Raw genomic sequence first — 16714 nt, 5'->3', positions numbered from 1 at the left:
CGGTCAGGCCCGGAAGGCGAGTGGCAGTGCGTCGTCGTACGCCAGGCGCTGCTGCGCCGCGAGCACGTCGAGGAACGAATCCAGCGACACCGGCCGGTAATACAGGTAGCCCTGCATCGTGGCGCAGCCGTTGGCCTGCAGGTAGCGCGCCTGCACGTCGGTTTCCACGCCTTCGGCCACCAGGTGCAGGCCGAGGCCGCGCGCGATCGAAATGATCGCCAGGATCACCGGGTAATGCCCTGCCTCGTCGTGGATCTCCTTGACGAAGCTCTGGTCGATCTTGATCGTGTGGATCGGGAACCGGTGCAGGTAGGCGAGCGACGAGTAGCCGGTGCCGAAATCGTCGATCGCCACCGACACGCCCAGCTGGCACAGCTTGTTGAGCTGCTCGATCGCGTACTGCGGATTGCGGATGCAGATGTTCTCGGTGATTTCCACTTCGATCTGCGCCGGCGAGATGCCATAGCGCGTCAGCGCGCCGCGCATCTTTTCAAAGAAGTCGCCGCGGTCCAGGTATTGCGGCGACAGGTTCAGCGACAGCCGCAGCGCGTCGCCGCCGGCCATGTTCCATGCCAGCAGGTCGCGGCACAGCGCGTCCAGCATCCAGTCCGACAGCGGCAGCATCAGGCCGTTTTCTTCCGCGAACGGCAGGAACTCGCCGGCCGACAGCAGGCCGCGCTCGGGGTGGTTCCACCGCATCAGCCCTTCGGCGCCGACGATGCGGCCGGTGGTCACGTCCACCTGCGGCTGGTAATACATCTCCAGCTCGCCGTTCTCGAGCGCACGGCGCAGCGCCCGCTCCAGCGCGATCTTCTGGCGCGACATGTCCAGCATCGACGGGTCATAGAAACTGTGGCCGTTCTTGCCCAGCGCCTTCACCTGGTACATCGCGATATCGGCATGGCGCAGCAGCTCGTCGATCGTTTCGCCATCGTTCGGATAGATCGCGATGCCGATGGACGCCGAGATATGCACCACGTGGCCATCGAGGTCGAACGGCTTTTGCAGCGCATCGAGGAATTTTTCCGCGACCGCCTTGGCGTCGGTGCGGTCGCGCAGCTCGGGCAGCACGATCGTGAATTCGTCGCCGCCCTGGCGCGCCAGCGTGTCGCCGCGGCGCAGGCAGCCTTTCAGCCGCTTCGCGGCCTGCTGCAGCAGCTCGTCGCCCTTCACGTGGCCCAGCGTGTCGTTGACCAGCTTGAAGCGGTCCAGGTCGATGAACATCACGGCCAGTTCCGTCAGCTTGCGCCTGGCCTGGATCACGGCCAGGCCGAGGCGGTCCTTGAACAGCATGCGGTTCGGCAGGTCGGTAAGGATGTCGTGGTAGGCCTGGTACGAGATCATTTCCTCGGCGCGCTTGCGGTCCGTGATGTCGCGCGCCACGCCATAGGTGCCGAAGAACTCGCGCCCGTGGCGGATGCCGGCGCCGCCATCGGGTACATGCATGCCGATCGCATTCAGCGAGATCGTCATCAGGGTGTTGTTGAACGTGCGCTCGCCGTTGGCGGCGCCGTGCGCCGTATTGCACTTCAGGCGCAACTCCACGTTGCGCGACGCGCGCTCGTCCACGCGGCGCTCGTTGAACACGTAGCGGGCGCGGTCGAGGTCTTCATCATGCACCACGAACGAGTAATGCCGGCCGATCAGTTCCTCGCGGGTAAAGCCCAGCAGCTGGAAGGCGCGGTCGTTGACGAACGTGAAGCGGCCCTGGTGGTCGAGCGTGTAGATGATGTCCGGCGAACTGTCCACCAGGTAGCGGTACATCTTCTCGGAAGTGGCCAGCTTGCCTGCAATGCGCTGGTTGTCGACGGCGAGCCGGCGCTTCTGCAGCGCATTGTCCACCGTCTTCAGCAGTTCCTCGCGGCTGTACGGCTTGCGCAGGTAGTCATAGGCACCGCGCTTGAGCGCGCCGATCGCGGCATCGATGCCCACTTCGCCGCTCATCACGATCACGTCGCAGTCGTAGCCGCGGGCCTTGATCATGTCCATGATGTCGTGGCCGCCGATATCGGGCAGCCGCAGGTCCAGCAGCACCAGGTCGAAGCGCATGGCGTCCAGGTGTGCCAGCGCCTCGCGGCCGCTGGTGGCGGTCAGCAGGCGATAGCCGCGATCGCGCAGCAGGTCATGGAGGGAGGACAGCAGGCGCGGCTCGTCGTCGACGAGCAGCAGGCGCGGCAGGCAGGCGGGGGCGTCGGCCGGGCCCAGGTCGTCGTTCAGGTTCATCCTTGCGTTGCGTCCGTATTGGCGTTCATTGAGCCTGCGGGCAGTGCCGCCGGCCGGGTGTTGCTGCCGCGCGCCGGCAGCAGGATTTCAAAGCTGGTGCCATCCCTGCTGCTGCGGCAGGCGATCAGGCCGTCCAGTTTCTGCACGAGGCCATGCACGATCGACAGGCCCAGCCCATGGTTCGGGCCCTGCTTGGCACTCTTCACCTCCGCGAACAGGTTGGCCAGCACTTCGGGCGCGAGGCCCGGTCCGGTGTCGGCCACCACAAGCTCCACGTACAGCGTGCGCTCGCGCACCACGTGGCCGCGGTTGACGATCTCGATCCGCCCGCCGCCCGGCATGGCCTCGACGGCATTCTTGACGAGGTTGATGAGGATCTGCCTGAGGGCATCCGCATCGCCATCGATCTCGTCCGGATCGTCGCGCATGCGCACCAGGACCTGCACCGCGGCGGGAATGAAGCCGGTGGCGCGGAAAACCCGCAGCACGTCATCCACCACGCGCGCGATGCTCGTCACGCCGTTGCCGGTGGCGGGCTGCACTTCCGTCAGGCCGCTGACCAATTGCCCCACCCGGTCGATCTCCTCGTTGAGCACCGACAGCTCGGCCACCACGGGTTCGCGGCGCGCCAGCTTGTCATCGAGCACGGACAGGTAATTCTTGATGATCGACAGCGGGTTGTTCACTTCGTGCACGACCCGCCGCGACGCCTCGTGGTATTGCTGCGTGACGTGCGCGACCTGGCGTTGCGCCTCGCCCTGTTCCATGCCGGCCGCCTCCAGCGCCGTCGCGGCCTGGCCACCGAACGCCAACAGGAAGCGCTCGCGTTTCTGCACGAATGGCAACTGCCACGCGGCCACGCCCCCCAGCAGCACGCCGGCGCAGCGCTGGCCGGTCACCAGCGGCACGCAAACCATCGCTTCGCTGCCGAGGATGCGGAACAGCTGCTCTTCGGCGATGCCCAGCGCGGGCGCGCCACGCGCCAGCAATGCCACCTGGCGGGCCGCGGCGGCGCCGGCGATCGCGCCGCCCCGCCCCAGCGGAATGGAAAAGCCCGCGAGGCGCCCCTGCTGCTCGCCCGCTGCCACGCCCACCAGTGCCTCGCCTGCGGGATCCTGCAGCAGCACGACGGTCGTGCCCAGGTCGAACAGGATGCGCGCCGAGCGCGTGACCGATTCCAGCAATGCCGCCTGCCCCTGCTGCCGCGAGAACGCCTGGCCCATCTCGGCGGCCAGCATCATGTTGCGCATTTCTTCCTGCAGGCGCGCCTGCACCGGGTCCAGCGACGCGGGGGGCGTGGCCGGCATCGCCGCCGGCAGCGCGGCCACGTCGTCCGCACCGGCCAGGTCGATGCCCAGGTAGTCGGCCGCCTTCTGCACCTGGCGCGCCGCCCCGCCCAGGATCGCTTCCAGGTCGCGCGCGGCGATGCCGCAGTAACCGGCCATGGCGGCGATTGCATCGGCCGCGTCGGGCTGGTGGACGAGCAGGTGCGCCAGCCGCACGATACGGATCAGCGGATGCGCCGGTGCCAGCCGCGCGACCGGTTCGTGGTGATACAGCACGCTGTCGGCCAGGAACGAATCCAGGTTCCACCGCTCGATCAGCCACGCACCCGCTTCGGTGTGCGTGATCTGCAGCGTGCGCTGTTCGACGGCGCACAGGTCGTCGTCGTCACGCGCCATGAAATTCACGCCGTATTCGCGCGGTGCGGCCGCCAGCAGCGCCAGCCGGCCCACGTTGTGCAGCAGGCCGGCCAGGTAGGCTTCTTCCACCTGCGGATAGGCGGTGGCGCGGGCAATGTCGCGCGCGACCACGGCGGCACCCAGCGCATGCTTCCAGAACGCACGCAGGTCCGTGCTGCCGGAATGGGGGAAGCTGTTGAATGTCTGGAACACGGATTCGCTGATCACGAGGGTCTTGATCATGTCCGTGCCGAGCGCCATGAGGGCCGGCTCCAGCGCAGGCGTGCGGCTGGCGCGATGGTAGGCGGAACTGTTCGCGACCGCGAGGATCTTGCCCGTCATGCCGGCATCCTTGGCGATGAGCGCGGCCAGCTCGGGCATGCCGGCGTCGTCCGCCTGCAGCAGCTCGATCAGCTTGAGCAGGATCTGCGGCATGGCCGGCAGCCGCGCCATCAGCAGGCGGTTGCGTATGTCGTGGTCTGGTTGATGCATCGTGCAGTGCCGCAGTGAACTTCTTCCCGGGAAAGGCGGTCTTGCCCGGAAACGGCATGCCACCCTGTAGTTTTATGTTGTTGTCAATTACGTTATAAAATATTTACCAAATGCAACATCGGTTAATCGTAGCATACATTACCACTGACTTGCATGAAAACAACTACCAAACGACCGTTCGCTTCCCTTTTTGCCCCGTTACTGTTGCTCAACAGCAGCGGGGACGAGCGTCCGACGGACTACCCGCGCCACCAGCCACAACGCCAGCGCCGATCCGGTGAACGCCAGCTGGCCGATGGCCAGCCACAGTACCGAGCCGGCCAGCGCCGGTGCCACGACGCCGGCCACGATCGCGCCGGCCAGCGTGGTTTCAAACGACTGGCAGGAAGCCACGGTGCCGCGGATGTGCGGGAACAGGTCCAGCGCCATCAGCGTGGCGGCCGGCCCCACCACCGACATGCCGAACGTGTAGAAGAACAGCGGCAGCACGCTCCACGGCACCGATGGCGGCATGAACATGTGATACAGCACGTTGACGCCGGCAGCCGCGATCAGGAACGTGAAGCCGATGGCGATCTGGCGTTCGAACGTGATCTTGCCGGCCAGCCGGTTGGCGAACAGCGCACCGGTAAAAATGCCGGACACGGAAGGAATGAACAGCCACCCGAACTGGTCCGGACCCAGGTGCAGCTGCTTCGGCAGGAATTCCGGCGCGGCCGTGATGAACACGAACAGGCCGGCGAAGTTCAGTGCCACGATCAGGGACTTCAGGTGGAACAGCGGGGACCCGAGGATCTGCTTGTAGCTGCCCCACAGGAAGCGCGGGTTGAACGGCTGGCGCTTGTGCAGCGGCAGCGTTTCCGGCAGGCGGCGCCAGCACACGATGAACAGCCCGATCGAAAACACGAACAGCACCAGGAAGATCGCGCGCCAGTCGAAGTACTTGACGATGAAGCCCCCCATGATCGGCGCCAGCGCGGGCGCGATGGCAAAAATCATCGTGACCAGCGACAGCAGCCGGGCCGCCTCGGCATCGTGGTACAGGTCGCGGATGATCGCCCGCCCGACCACGACGCCGGCGCCGGCCGATACACCCTGCAATATGCGGAAGAACCACAGGTATTGCACGCTGTGGACGGCGGCGCAGCCGACCGTGCCGATCGCGAACAGGATCAGCGATACGAGCACCACGTTGCGGCGCCCGAAGGCATCGGACAGCGCGCCGTGCCACAGCACCATGCCCGCGAAGGCCAGCATGTAGGCGGTAAGGCTTTGCTGCACCTCGATGGAGGTGGCGCCCAGCGACTGCCCGATCTCGGGGAAGGCGGGCAAGTAGGCATCGATGCAGAACGGCCCCAGCATCGACAGCGCAGCCAGCACCATGGCCAGGCCGGCATGGCTCAGCGGGCGGGTGTGCGGCTTCTTGCGCGGCGGTGCGGGCGGGACCGGGTCGGGTGGGAGGTTGGCGGGGGTGTCGGGCAGCATGTCGGTCGTTGTGTTGTTCTCGAATGCGGTCCGGCACCATCGCCGCCCGTCATTCTGCGCTTTTCGGTTCGTCGGGTTTTACGACTTTACCGGGAATCGCTTCTTCGCGCCGGTTGAAGCCGGCCACCATGTCGAAGCGGAACAGCCGGCATTCGAGCGCGCCGTTGAAGAATGGCGTCTTGCGCGATTCCTTCAGGCGCAGCAGCTTCGGCAGGTTCAGGTCGGCCGTGAACAGGTAAGCCGTCCAGCCGGCAAAGCGCTGCTTCAGCGTCTTCGACAGGTCGGCATAGAACGATTTCGCCAGTTCATCTTCGGGCATCGTGCTGTCGCCCCGCACGCCGATCCGCTCGCCATACGGTGGATTCGTTAGCAGGATGGCCGGGCTGCCGGCTTCGATGGCCACGGGCGCCTGCACCTGCTGCGCCTCGATCTGCTTCAGCGGTACTTCGAACAGGATACCGGCACTCTTCAGGTTGTGTCGCGTCATTGCCACCATGTCGCCGGAAATGTCGGAGCCGAAGATCGTCGGCTCCGTGGGCAACGGGTTCGGCTTGATGGCCGCCTTCATCTCCTGCCACGGCGCCGGATCGAAATCGTGGAAGTTTTCAAAGGCAAAGCGGCGGCGCGCGCCGGGCGGCACGCCCTGCACCATCTGCGCCGCTTCGCACAGGATCGTGCCCGAGCCGCACATCGGGTCGAACAGCGGCATGCCCGGCTTCCAGCCGGACACGCGCAGCAGGCCCGCCGCCAGGTTCTCGCGCAGCGGCGCATCGCCCGTCTCGGTGCGCCAGCCGCGCTTGAACAGCGCCTCGCCGGACGTATCGAGATAGATGGTGAACTGGCGCTGGTCGAGGAAGCCGGCAATGCGCATGTCCGGCTCGCGCGTGTTGACCGAAGGGCGCTTGTTGTACATGTCGCGGAAGCGGTCGCACACGGCATCCTTGATCTTCAGCGTGGTGAACTCGATGCTTTTCAGCGGCGACTTGATCGCGGTGACGTCCACGCGGATCGTGTGCTCCACGCCGAACCATTCTTCCCACGGCTGCGCGAGCACGAGGTCGTAGATGTCGTTTTCGTTCTGGTAATGGCATACGCCCATGCGCATCAGCACGCGCGAGGCGATGCGCGAATGCAGGTTGATGCGGTAGGCGTCATACAGGTCGCCCGAGCAGTGCACGCCACCGGGCACCTGGTTGTGCACCTTCAGCGTGGGGCTTTTCGTGGTTTGCGCGATCTCGAGGAGTTCCTCGGCCAGCGCCGCTTCCATGCCGCGCGGGCATGGGCAGAAATAAGAAGTGGTCATCGGTGTACCTTTGTCCGTTGGGGTTGCTTGGTGTCTGACATTTTTTCCGGATGACTTACCCGGAAAAGGTGTCTGACACCGGTTTTTTACTGACCGGCTTCGTCAAAGAAAACCGGTGTCAGATACTATTTTCCTGCGGAAAATAGTGTCTGACACCAGATGCTTCACATGCCGGCGATGTCGATTTTAAAACGGCTTCACGACCACCAGGATCACGATGGCCAGCAGCAGCAGCACGGGCACTTCGTTGAACCAGCGGTAGAACACGTGGCCGCGCTTGTTCACGCCGCGCTCGAATTTCTTCAGCAGCGAGCCGCAGGCGTGGTGGTAGCCCAGCGCCAGCACGACGAAGGTCAGCTTCGCGTGCAGCCAGCCGGGCAGCTTCATGCCTTCCGGCGAGTGGTACTGCAGCCACGTGAGGACCAGGCCGAACACGATGGCCGGCACGGCCAGCATCGTCATGAACCGGTACAGCTTGCGGGCCATCAGCAGCAGGCGCTCGGTCGTCGGGCCCGGCGTTTCCTGCGCCAGGTTGACGAAGATGCGCGGCAGGTAGAACAGCCCGGCGAACCAGGACGTGATGAAGACGATGTGCAGCGCTTTAACCCACAGCATGGCAGTCCTTGAGTTTGAGGTTACTTGCGAATTTCGCCGTGGCCAAAGACCACGTACTTCAGCGACGTCAACCCTTCGAGCCCCACCGGGCCGCGCGCGTGCAACTTGTCGTTCGAGATGCCGATCTCGGCACCCAGCCCGTACTCGAAGCCGTCCGCGAAGCGGGTCGACGCGTTGACCATCACCGATGCGCTGTCCACTTCGCGCAGGAACCGCATCGCGGCGCTGTAGTCCTCGGTGACGATCGCCTCGGTATGCTTGGACGACCAGGTGTTGATGTGGTCCATCGCCGCATCGATGCCGTCGACGACGCGCACGGCCAGGATCGGCGCCAGGTATTCGGTGGCCCAGTCCTGTTCCGTGGCTCGCGCCAGGTGCGGATACTGTGCAGCCGACAAGATCGCGAACGCTTCGTCATCGGCGCGCAGTTCGACGTTTTCGGCCAGGTAGCGCTGCGCCAGTTCCGGCAGCACGGCCGGAGCGATGGAGCGCTCGACCAGCAGCGTTTCCATCGTGTTGCAGGTGCCGTAGCGGTGGCACTTGGCGTTGAAGCCGATGTCCAGCGCCTTCCGCAGGTCGGCCTTGGCGTCGATGTACACGTGGCAGATACCGTCCAGGTGCTTGATCATCGGTACGGTGGCTTCTTCCATCAGGCGGGCGATCAGGCCCTTGCCGCCGCGCGGCACGATCACGTCCACGTACTGCGGCATCGTGATCAGCGCGCCCACGGCGGCGCGGTCGGTGGTATCCACCACCTGAACGCCGTCTTCCGGCAGGCCGGCGTCGATCAGGCCCTGCTTCACGATCTTCGCCAGCGCGCGGTTGCAGTGGATCGCCTCGGAGCCGCCGCGCAGGATCGTGGCGTTGCCGCTCTTGATGCACAGGCCGGCCGCATCCACGGTCACGTTCGGGCGCGCCTCATAGATGATGCCGATGACGCCCAGCGGCACGCGCATCTGCCCCACCTGGATGCCGGTCGGGCGCGTTTTCATGTTCGAGATCTCGCCCACCGGATCCGGCAGCGCGACGATCTGGCGCAGGCCCTCGACCATCGTGCCGATTGCCTTGTCCGACAGCGTGAGGCGGTCGACCATCGCCGGCGCCAGGCCGTTGGCGCGGGCCGCTTCCAGGTCTTGCTGGTTGGCGGCGCGCAGCGCTTCGGCTTCGCGTTCGATCGCATCGGCGATCAGCGACAGCGCCTTGTTGCGGGTGGCGCTGTCGGCACGCGCCATCGCGCGCGAGGCGGCGCGGGCACGCTGGCCCAGCGCTTCCATGTATTCTTTGACGTCGGTGCTCATGTGCTTATCCTCGTACTATCCTCGTGCTACCTTCAGCGCCAGTTGCAGCATGGCGTCCCACTGGTCACCGGCATACGCCTTGGCGCGCAAGCCCTTGACCATCCTGTCGACCTGGGCGGCCTGCCGCAGCGCATCTTCCAGCGTTGCCATCGAAACGCGGCGCAATGCCGGTTCCATCATCCGCTCGCGCGGCCCCCAGATACGGTATTCCTTCAGCAGTGCCGACAGCGGCCGGCCCTGCGCCATCCCTGCCTTCAATTTTAGCAGCGTACGGATTTCTTCCGAGACGGCCCACAGCACCAGCGGCAGCGCCTCGCCCTCGCCTTTCAGGCCCTCCAGCATGCGCGCCAGCCGGGCCGCGTCGCCGCCCAGCATGGCCTCCGACAGCTTGAACACGTCGTAGCGCGCCACGTTCAGCACGGCGTCGTGCACCTGCTCGAACGTCAGCTTGCCCGGCTCGTGCAGCAAGCCGAGTTTCTGGATTTCCTGGTGCGCCGCCAGCAGGTTGCCCTCGACGCGGTCGGCGATGAAATCCAGGCTTTGCCGGTCCGCGCTTTGCCCTTGCATGGACAGGCGCAGCGAAATCCAGTTCGGCAGCTGGGCGCGCTCCACGTTAGGGATTTCGATGTACATGGCCGCCGACTGCAGCGCCGTCACCCATGCCGCCTTCGCGGTCTGCCAGTCGAGCTTGGGCAGCGTGATCATGGTGAGATTGTCCGGCGACAAGTTCTTCACGTAAGCCTGCAGCGCGGCGCCGCCATCCTTGCCCGGCTTGCCGGTGGGGATGCGCAGCTCGATCAGTTTCTTGTCGCCGAACAGCGAGAGTTCCTGGTTGGCCGCCAGCAGCTCGCCCCACTTGAAGCTGCGTTCCACCGTGAGCACGTCGCGCTCGGTGAACCCCTGCGCGCGCGCGGTGCGGCGGATCTTGTCCGCCGCTTCGAGCGCCAGCAGGTGCTCGTCGCTCGTGATCACGTACAACGGCGCCAGGGACTTGGCCAGGTGGCCGTCCAGCGCGTCAGCCCGCAGTTGCATGCTATTCCTGGCGCGTCGGCAGTGCCGGCTCGGTGACGGGTTCCGTCGCCTTCTCCGCCGGCGCAGACGATGGCTGTACTGTCGTCGGTGCCGTGGACGTGGTGCCCGGCATGGCCACCGATCCCGGCGACACCACACCCGGCAAGGTCAGCGGGCTGACGGTGCTCGTTGGCGTGGCATTCGGGCTCGACGGCTTGATCGCCGCCATGCGGCGCATCATCTGCTGCACCAGGTCTTTCTGCATGTCGCGGTACAGCTGCGCTTCTTCCTGCTCCTTCGCCAGCAGCTGCGTTTCGCTGAACGTGATCGGGCGGGTCAGCGTGATCTGCGTGGGGCCCAGCAGTTCGCGGCCAGCCTTGTCCTTCACGCGGAACACGATGTTATAGGCCAGCAGGTATTCGCTGACGCGGCCGGCGCTGTTCAGCGACAGGATCGACTTGCTGCGCGTCTTTTCCGGGTCGGTGATCACCTCGATGGTCGCGTCGGCCGTTTGCGGATCGCTGGACACCACGGTATTGCCGTTGACGCGGATATTGCGCTTCAGGTCGATGGCCAGCGGCGACGACTCCGGCAGGCCCACATACATCGACGCGAACGGCAGCGTGTAGTTGCCGCCCGAGCCGCGCAGGTGGAAGCCGCAGCCGCTCATTGACAACCCTGTGCCGGCCAGCGCGGCGACCAGCACGGTATTACGGATAAGACCTTTCAGAGTCGTCATATGCTTTACACCACGATGTTGACCAGCTTGCCCGGCACCACGATGACCTTCTTCGGCGTGCCTTCGATGAACTTCTGCACGCTTTCCTCGGCCAGCGCGGCGGCTTCGATGGCGGCCTTGTCGGCGCCCTTCGGCACCTTCACGGACCCGCGCAGCTTGCCGTTCACCTGGATCATCATCTCGATCTCGGACTGTTCCAGCGCGGCCGGGTCGACCTGCGGCCAGGCCGCGTCGAGGATGTCCTTGCCGGCGGCCGCATAGCCCAGTTCCGCCCACAGCGCGTGCGTGATGTGCGGCGCCACGGGGTTCAGCAGGCGCAGGAAGATCGACAGGCCTTCCGAGATCACGGCCGACGATTCAGCGGAATCGTCCAGCTTCGCGGATTCCAGCGTGTTCAGCATCTTCATGCAGGCCGACACCACGGTGTTGTACTGGATGCGCTTCAGGTCGTAGTCGGCCTGCTGCAGCACCTTGTGCAGTTCGCGGCGCAGCGTCTTGCCGGCGTCCGTCGTGGCCGTTGCGGTCAGCACGGCATTGGCGGCGGCCACGCGATCCTTCTGCGCGTACGCATACGCCCAGACGCGGCGCAGGAAGCGGTTCGCGCCTTCCACGCCGCTACCCGACCATTCCAGCGTCTGTTCCGGCGGCGAGGCGAACATCGTGAACAGGCGGGCCGTGTCGGCGCCGTACTGCTCGATCTGCGCCTGCGGGTCGATGCCGTTGTTCTTCGACTTCGACATCTTTTCCGTGCCGCCGATCGACACCGGCTGGCCGTCCGCCTTCAGCAGCGCGGAAAGCGGGCGGCCCTTGTCGTCGGTGGTCAGTTCCACGTCGGCCGGGTTGAACCACGTCTTCTTGCCGTTTTCTTCTTCACGGTAGTAGGTTTCGTTCAGCACCATGCCTTGGGTCAGCAGGTTGACGAACGGCTCGTCGAATTTCACGAGGCCCAGGTCGCGCATGACTTTCGTCCAGAAGCGCGCGTACAGCAGGTGCAGCACGGCGTGCTCGATGCCGCCGATGTACTGGTCCATCGGCATCCAGTAGTCGTTGCGCGCATCGACCATCGACTCCGAACCCGGCGACGTATATTTCATGTAGTACCAGCTCGAATCGACGAACGTGTCCATCGTGTCCGTCTCGCGGCGCGCCGGCTTGCCGCACTGCGGGCAGTCGCACTTGAGGAAGGCTTCGTGCTTGTTCAGCGGGTTGCCCGTGCCGTCCGGCACGCAGTCTTCGGGCAGCACGACCGGCAGGTCCTTTTCCGGCACCGGCACCGCGCCGCAATCGGCGCAGTTGATCATCGGGATCGGCGTGCCCCAGTAGCGCTGGCGCGAAATGCCCCAGTCGCGCAGGCGGAACGTGACTTTCTTTTCGCCCAGGCCCAGCGCGGCCAGGTCGGCGGCCACGGCATCGACGGCTTCGGCGTATTTCAGACCGTCGTACTTGCCGGAGTTGGTGACGATGGAGATGGCCTTGTCGCCATACCATTCCTGCCATTCGGCGGTCGAGTACTCGTGATTGTCCGCGGTCGTAATGACCTGCTTGATGGGCAGGCTGTACTTGTTGGCGAACGCGAAATCGCGCTCGTCGTGCGCCGGCACGCCCATCACGGCGCCGTCGCCGTAGGTGATCAGCACGTAGTTGCCGACCCAGACTTCGATCTGCTCGTTGGTGATCGGGTGCGTGACGAACAGACCCGTGGGCATGCCCTTCTTTTCCATCGTGGCCATGTCGGCCTCGATCACGGAACCCATCTTGCACTCCGCTATAAAGGCCTGGAGTTCGCTGTTGCTTTTTGCTGCATGACTGGCCAGCGGGTGTTCGGCAGCGACCGCGCAGAAGGTGACGCCAATGATTGTGTCCGGGCGCGTGGTGAACACGTACATCTTGCCGTCGCCGATCAGCTGGCCGTCGTCACCCGCGATCGTGTGCGGGAACGCGAAACGCACGCCGGTGGACTTGCCGATCCAGTTCGACTGCATGATGCGCACGCGCTCGGGCCAGCCCGCCAGCTTGTTGTCGACGTGGTCGAGCAGCTCCTCGGCGTAGTCGGTGATGCGCGCGTAGTACATCGGGATCTCGCGCTTTTCGATCAGCGCGCCGGAACGCCAGCCGCGGCCATCGACCACCTGCTCGTTGGCCAGCACGGTCTGGTCGACCGGGTCCCAGTTCACGGTGCCGGTCTTCTTGTAGATGATGCCCTTCTCGAGCATCTTCAGGAACATCCACTGGTTCCACTTGTAGTATTCGGGCTTGCAGGCCGTCATTTCACGCGACCAGTCGATGGCCAGGCCCATCATTTCCATCTGCGAGCGCATGTGGGCGATGTTCGAATATGTCCATTGCGCCGGCGGCACGTTGTTCGCCATGGCCGCGTTTTCGGCCGGCATGCCGAACGCATCCCAGCCCATCGGCATGAGCACGTTGTAGCCGTTCATCCGCAGGTAGCGGTACATCACATCGTTGATCGTATAGTTGCGCACGTGGCCCATGTGCAGCTTGCCGGACGGGTAAGGCAGCATCGAGCAGGCGTAGTACTTGCCTTTCGGGAAACGCGGGTCGTTTTCGACGGCTTTATAGGCGTCGATGGCTTTCCAGTGCGCTTGCGCGGCTTTTTCAACGTCGGCGGGACTATATTTGTCTTGCATGATGGATGCAGAATGAGGAGAGCGGTGAATGGATATGAACCGGACATTATACAAGGCCAGTGTGCATAAGTTCACGATCGCCGTGTTCGCGGCCCGCGCAACCCCATGATCTACCGCGAGTATCCGCCGCATCCGGCCTTGCGGGCACACGTGGCATGCCTGTGGACGGCGCGCGTGACGGCACCGGTATCCGCCGCGGCGCCGCACCTGCACCGCGTGCTGCCGGACAATTGCATCGATATCCTGTGGCAGGACGATGGGCGGGCCGAATTACCCGACATGTGGGGCCTTTCGGTGGCGAACCGGCTCGACGACGCCTTGTGGGCAAAGGAACTGACCAATCGGCAGCGGATCGCGCTGGTCGAGCGGGAATTGCTGCGGCGCCTGGCAATGGCACAGGATGCGCGATCCGGGGCGCTGGGCGTTCGCGCCGTGGCGACGATCGAGGCGGCGCACGGCGCCGTATCGGTTGAAACGCTGGCGGATACGCTGCATGTCTCGCGCCAGCACCTGGCCCTGCGGTTTCGCCAGCAGGTGGGAATCACGCCGAAACTGTTCGCCCGCATCTGCCGCTTTCGCCGGGCGCTCGCGCTGCTGCGCGACCGTTCCCGCGATGGCGACCTGGCCGGGCTGGCCGCCGAGTGCGGCTATTTCGACCAGTCGCACCTGATCCGCGATTTCCGCGACTTCGCCGACATGGCGCCAGGCAAAGCGTTGCTGAAAAGTTGAAAAGTTAAATATTTAGCCACATAAATTTTGTGAGAGCATCAACCTGCGCTATCGTTCAGTTCTTTTCAAATTACAACTATGCATTAATGAAAGAAACCTTGCGTGCCCTGGCAATAGCCGGCAGCCTGCTCCTGCCGGCCATCGCAGTGGCAGACGACACCACCGCCCCCATCCCGGCCTCGAGCTTCTTCCAGCGGCCAGACACCACTGGCGCGCAGTTGTCGCCGAATGGACGATTCGTTGCCATCAGAACGCTGTCGCCGCAAGGCCGCACCATGCTGATCGTGTACGACATCAACGAGCAGAAATCGACGGCGGTCGCCAATTTCAGCAATGCCGATGTCGACCTGGTTCGCTGGCTCAGCGACCAGCGGCTGACGTTCACCGTCATTAACGTCGATCACGGCAAGGACATCGGCAAGCCCGGACTGTACGCCATCGACCGCGACGGCAAGCGCCAGACCGCGGTGTCGCAAACCCTGGTCGGCAAGCGTTCCTTCGCGGAAGGAGATGGGGGCGCTGCCCGGGTGTCGCAGGCAACCGTCCATGGCTTCCCCTTCACGAAAGAGGAAACCATGCAGGTGATCGAAGTCACCGACGGCGCCGAGGCGCTGGTGAACCTCAACACCCGGTCCCGCTTGCGCCGCAAGGTCAACGCGCCATTCGGCACCTATGGCTGGCTGGTCGATGCCGACGGCAAGACCCGCATTGCCACCGCCCGGCGCGGTGGCCGCAGCGTGACGTTCTTCTCTGACAAAGACAACTGGCGCCAGATCGACAGCCGCGACGAACGCGATGCCTCGAGCTTCGAACCGCTGCTGTACGTGGACGGCACACTCTATGTCAGCGCGCGGAACGGCACCGACGAAGCAGGCATCTACCGCTTCGACCTGGCAAAAAACACCCTGGAAGCAACGCCGCTGGTCAGCGCTCCCGGCTTCGACACCGTTGCTGATGCCATCGTCAGCGACACGAAACTGCTGGGATTCCGGTTCGCGACCGATGCGGATGCCACCGTGTGGTACGACGAACGAATGAAAGCGATCCAGCAGGAAGTTGACGCGCTGCTGCCTGGCACGGTGAACAATATCTCGCGTGGCCGCGCCAGCGAGACGCCTTATGTGGTGGTCGACAGTTATTCCGATATCCGCAACCACACCTATACGCTCTACGACACCGATACAAAGAAGCAGGTTTTGCTGGGCGGTGCCACGCCGAAAATCGACCCGGCAAGAATGGCCGACATGACGCTCGATCGCTACAAGGCCCGCGACGGCAGGCAGATCCCTGTCTTCATGACACTGCCGAAAGGCGCAGTGCAGAAGCGGCTGCCGACCGTGGTGCTGGTGGGCGCCGAGCCGCGGCGGCGCAGCGCCAAATGGCTGTGGGATGCCGAAGTGCAGTTCCTCGCTTCGCGCGGCTATGCCGTGCTGCAGCCCGAGCCGCGCGGCGTGAAGGGGTTTGGGCGCGCACATGCCGAAGCAGGCATCGGTCAATGGGGCCGCGCCGTCCAGGATGACATTGCCGACGCAGTCAAATGGGCAGTGGCGAACGGCTATACGGACCCGGCGCGGGTATGCATCGCCGGAACGGGCTATGGCGGCTACGCAGCCATGATGGCCCTGCTCAGGGATGCGGACACCTTCCGGTGCGGCATCAGCTGGTCCGGCATGACGAGCTTTGAAAAGAATCCGGAAGATGCAAAGCTGAAGAACATCACGCGTCCTGTACTGCTGGCCTACGGCACCGGCGACGAAGCCGTGGGTTACAAGGAAGGGCTGCGCTTCTACAAGGAGCCCAGGGCCGGGAATGCGCAGGCGGAGTGGCTCGAATATACCTCGACGGTCGATGACTGGAAGACCCGGAAAAATCGCATCGACCTGTGGCAGCGCATCGAAGACTTCCTTGCAAGGCACATCGGCACCAGATGAACGCAGGGCGCGGCGCCGGCGGTTCCGCCGGCCACCGGTTCGTCGCCGGGGCGAGGGTTCCGATCGCCGCCATGTGGGGTATCGCGGCATCGTGATCACCTTCCATTTTTCCAATCCGGCACCCCGCCCGAATGGCATGATGCTCCCATCACAACGACAGGAGGACATCATGATCAAGGGCTTGCGCACCGCCATCTACCCCGTGAAGGACCTGCCCGCGGCGAAGGCGTGGTACACCGACGTGTTCGGCACTGCGCCCTATTTCGACCAGCCGTTCCACGTGGGCTTCAATATCGGCGGCTTCGAACTGGGCCTGCAGCCGGACGGCCAACCCGGCAAGACGGGCACGCTGGTCTACTGGGGCGTGGACGATATCGAAGCCGAGGTAGGCCGAATCACCGCGCTGGGCGCGGAAATCCACTCGGCCATCCAGGACGTGGGCGACGGCATCAAGGTGGCCGAGCTGGCGGACCCGTTCGGCAATGTGCTGGGCCTCATCCATAACCCGCATTTCGATGCCGCGGCCGTGCGCTGACCTGGGCAATACGTTCGATATAC

At 64.7% G+C, this 16714-nt stretch carries 12 protein-coding genes; 3 read left to right on the top strand and 9 right to left on the bottom strand.

The features are described 5' to 3' along the window. Positions 1 to 3: 3 nt before the first annotated feature. From EWM63_RS15360 to leuS, 9 genes are all read right to left on the bottom strand, one after another. Positions 4 to 2223 carry an EAL domain-containing response regulator gene (locus tag EWM63_RS15360; protein ID WP_130187312.1) on the bottom strand — a complete coding sequence of 740 codons (2220 nt, stop codon included), beginning with the start codon at positions 2221 to 2223 and terminating at the stop codon, positions 4 to 6. After that, entirely contained in the window at positions 2220 to 4397 is a 2178-nt protein-coding gene (locus tag EWM63_RS15355) for an HDOD domain-containing protein (protein WP_229487907.1), read from the bottom strand. The genes EWM63_RS15360 and EWM63_RS15355 overlap by 4 nt, the downstream gene beginning before the upstream one ends. A 198-nt stretch (positions 4398 to 4595) precedes the next feature. Continuing rightward, positions 4596 to 5882 carry a multidrug effflux MFS transporter gene (locus EWM63_RS15350; RefSeq protein ID WP_130187311.1) on the bottom strand — a complete coding sequence of 429 codons (1287 nt, stop codon included), beginning with the start codon at positions 5880 to 5882 and terminating at the stop codon, positions 4596 to 4598. Positions 5883 to 5931: 49 nt separating this feature from the next. Next, positions 5932 to 7185 (bottom strand): THUMP domain-containing class I SAM-dependent RNA methyltransferase, encoded by a 1254-nt coding sequence (locus tag EWM63_RS15345; RefSeq protein WP_371861227.1) that lies wholly within the window; start codon positions 7183 to 7185, stop codon positions 5932 to 5934. Between the two features lie 186 nt (positions 7186 to 7371). After that, entirely contained in the window at positions 7372 to 7800 is a 429-nt protein-coding gene (locus EWM63_RS15340; RefSeq protein ID WP_130187310.1) for a CopD family protein, read from the bottom strand. Positions 7801 to 7820: 20 nt separating this feature from the next. Beyond that, positions 7821 to 9098: a glutamate-5-semialdehyde dehydrogenase gene (locus EWM63_RS15335; protein ID WP_229487906.1), complete on the bottom strand. Its 1278-nt coding sequence runs from the start codon at positions 9096 to 9098 to the stop codon at positions 7821 to 7823. 15 nt (positions 9099 to 9113) lie between these two features. Beyond that, positions 9114 to 10130 carry a DNA polymerase III subunit delta gene (holA, locus tag EWM63_RS15330; RefSeq protein WP_130187309.1) on the bottom strand — a complete coding sequence of 339 codons (1017 nt, stop codon included), beginning with the start codon at positions 10128 to 10130 and terminating at the stop codon, positions 9114 to 9116. A 1-nt stretch (position 10131) separates the two neighbouring features. Continuing rightward, positions 10132 to 10848 (bottom strand): LPS-assembly lipoprotein LptE, encoded by a 717-nt coding sequence (locus EWM63_RS32930; protein ID WP_130187308.1) that lies wholly within the window; start codon positions 10846 to 10848, stop codon positions 10132 to 10134. 5 nt (positions 10849 to 10853) lie between these two features. Further along, positions 10854 to 13496 carry a leucine--tRNA ligase gene (leuS, locus tag EWM63_RS15320; protein ID WP_130187307.1) on the bottom strand — a complete coding sequence of 881 codons (2643 nt, stop codon included), beginning with the start codon at positions 13494 to 13496 and terminating at the stop codon, positions 10854 to 10856. A gap of 105 nt (positions 13497 to 13601) precedes the next feature. Here leuS and EWM63_RS15315 point away from each other — a divergent pair, with 105 nt between their 5' ends. The 3 genes from EWM63_RS15315 (at position 13602) to EWM63_RS15305 (ending at position 16691) form a co-directional block, all read left to right on the top strand. Continuing rightward, complete coding sequence (locus tag EWM63_RS15315; protein ID WP_130187306.1) at positions 13602 to 14225, top strand: helix-turn-helix transcriptional regulator; 624 nt, start codon at positions 13602 to 13604, stop codon at positions 14223 to 14225. A gap of 29 nt (positions 14226 to 14254) precedes the next feature. Next, positions 14255 to 16156 (top strand): alpha/beta hydrolase family protein, encoded by a 1902-nt coding sequence (locus tag EWM63_RS15310; protein WP_130187305.1) that lies wholly within the window; start codon positions 14255 to 14257, stop codon positions 16154 to 16156. Positions 16157 to 16325: 169 nt separating this feature from the next. Next, positions 16326 to 16691, top strand: a complete 366-nt coding sequence (locus EWM63_RS15305; protein ID WP_130187304.1) for a VOC family protein — start codon at positions 16326 to 16328, stop codon at positions 16689 to 16691. The last annotated feature ends 23 nt before the right edge of the window (positions 16692 to 16714 follow it).

Source organism: Pseudoduganella lutea (assembly GCF_004209755.1).
GTDB classification, from domain to species: domain Bacteria; phylum Pseudomonadota; class Gammaproteobacteria; order Burkholderiales; family Burkholderiaceae_D; genus Rugamonas; species Rugamonas lutea.
The sequence above is the reverse complement of the archived record's forward strand: the minus strand, read 5'-3'. Positions and strand labels throughout refer to the sequence as shown.

Coding starts and splice junctions, on each gene's coding strand:
- EWM63_RS15360 (WP_130187312.1), bottom strand. CDS start 2,223: ATGAACCTGAACGACGACCTGGGCCCGGCCGACGCCCCCGCCTGCCTG.
- EWM63_RS15355 (WP_229487907.1), bottom strand. CDS start 4,397: ATGCATCAACCAGACCACGACATACGCAACCGCCTGCTGATGGCGCGG.
- EWM63_RS15350 (WP_130187311.1), bottom strand. CDS start 5,882: ATGCTGCCCGACACCCCCGCCAACCTCCCACCCGACCCGGTCCCGCCC.
- EWM63_RS15345 (WP_371861227.1), bottom strand. CDS start 7,185: ATGACCACTTCTTATTTCTGCCCATGCCCGCGCGGCATGGAAGCGGCG.
- EWM63_RS15340 (WP_130187310.1), bottom strand. CDS start 7,800: ATGCTGTGGGTTAAAGCGCTGCACATCGTCTTCATCACGTCCTGGTTC.
- EWM63_RS15335 (WP_229487906.1), bottom strand. CDS start 9,098: ATGAGCACCGACGTCAAAGAATACATGGAAGCGCTGGGCCAGCGTGCC.
- holA (WP_130187309.1), bottom strand. CDS start 10,130: ATGCAACTGCGGGCTGACGCGCTGGACGGCCACCTGGCCAAGTCCCTG.
- EWM63_RS32930 (WP_130187308.1), bottom strand. CDS start 10,848: ATGACGACTCTGAAAGGTCTTATCCGTAATACCGTGCTGGTCGCCGCG.
- leuS (WP_130187307.1), bottom strand. CDS start 13,496: ATGCAAGACAAATATAGTCCCGCCGACGTTGAAAAAGCCGCGCAAGCG.
- EWM63_RS15315 (WP_130187306.1), top strand. CDS start 13,602: ATGATCTACCGCGAGTATCCGCCGCATCCGGCCTTGCGGGCACACGTG.
- EWM63_RS15305 (WP_130187304.1), top strand. CDS start 16,326: ATGATCAAGGGCTTGCGCACCGCCATCTACCCCGTGAAGGACCTGCCC.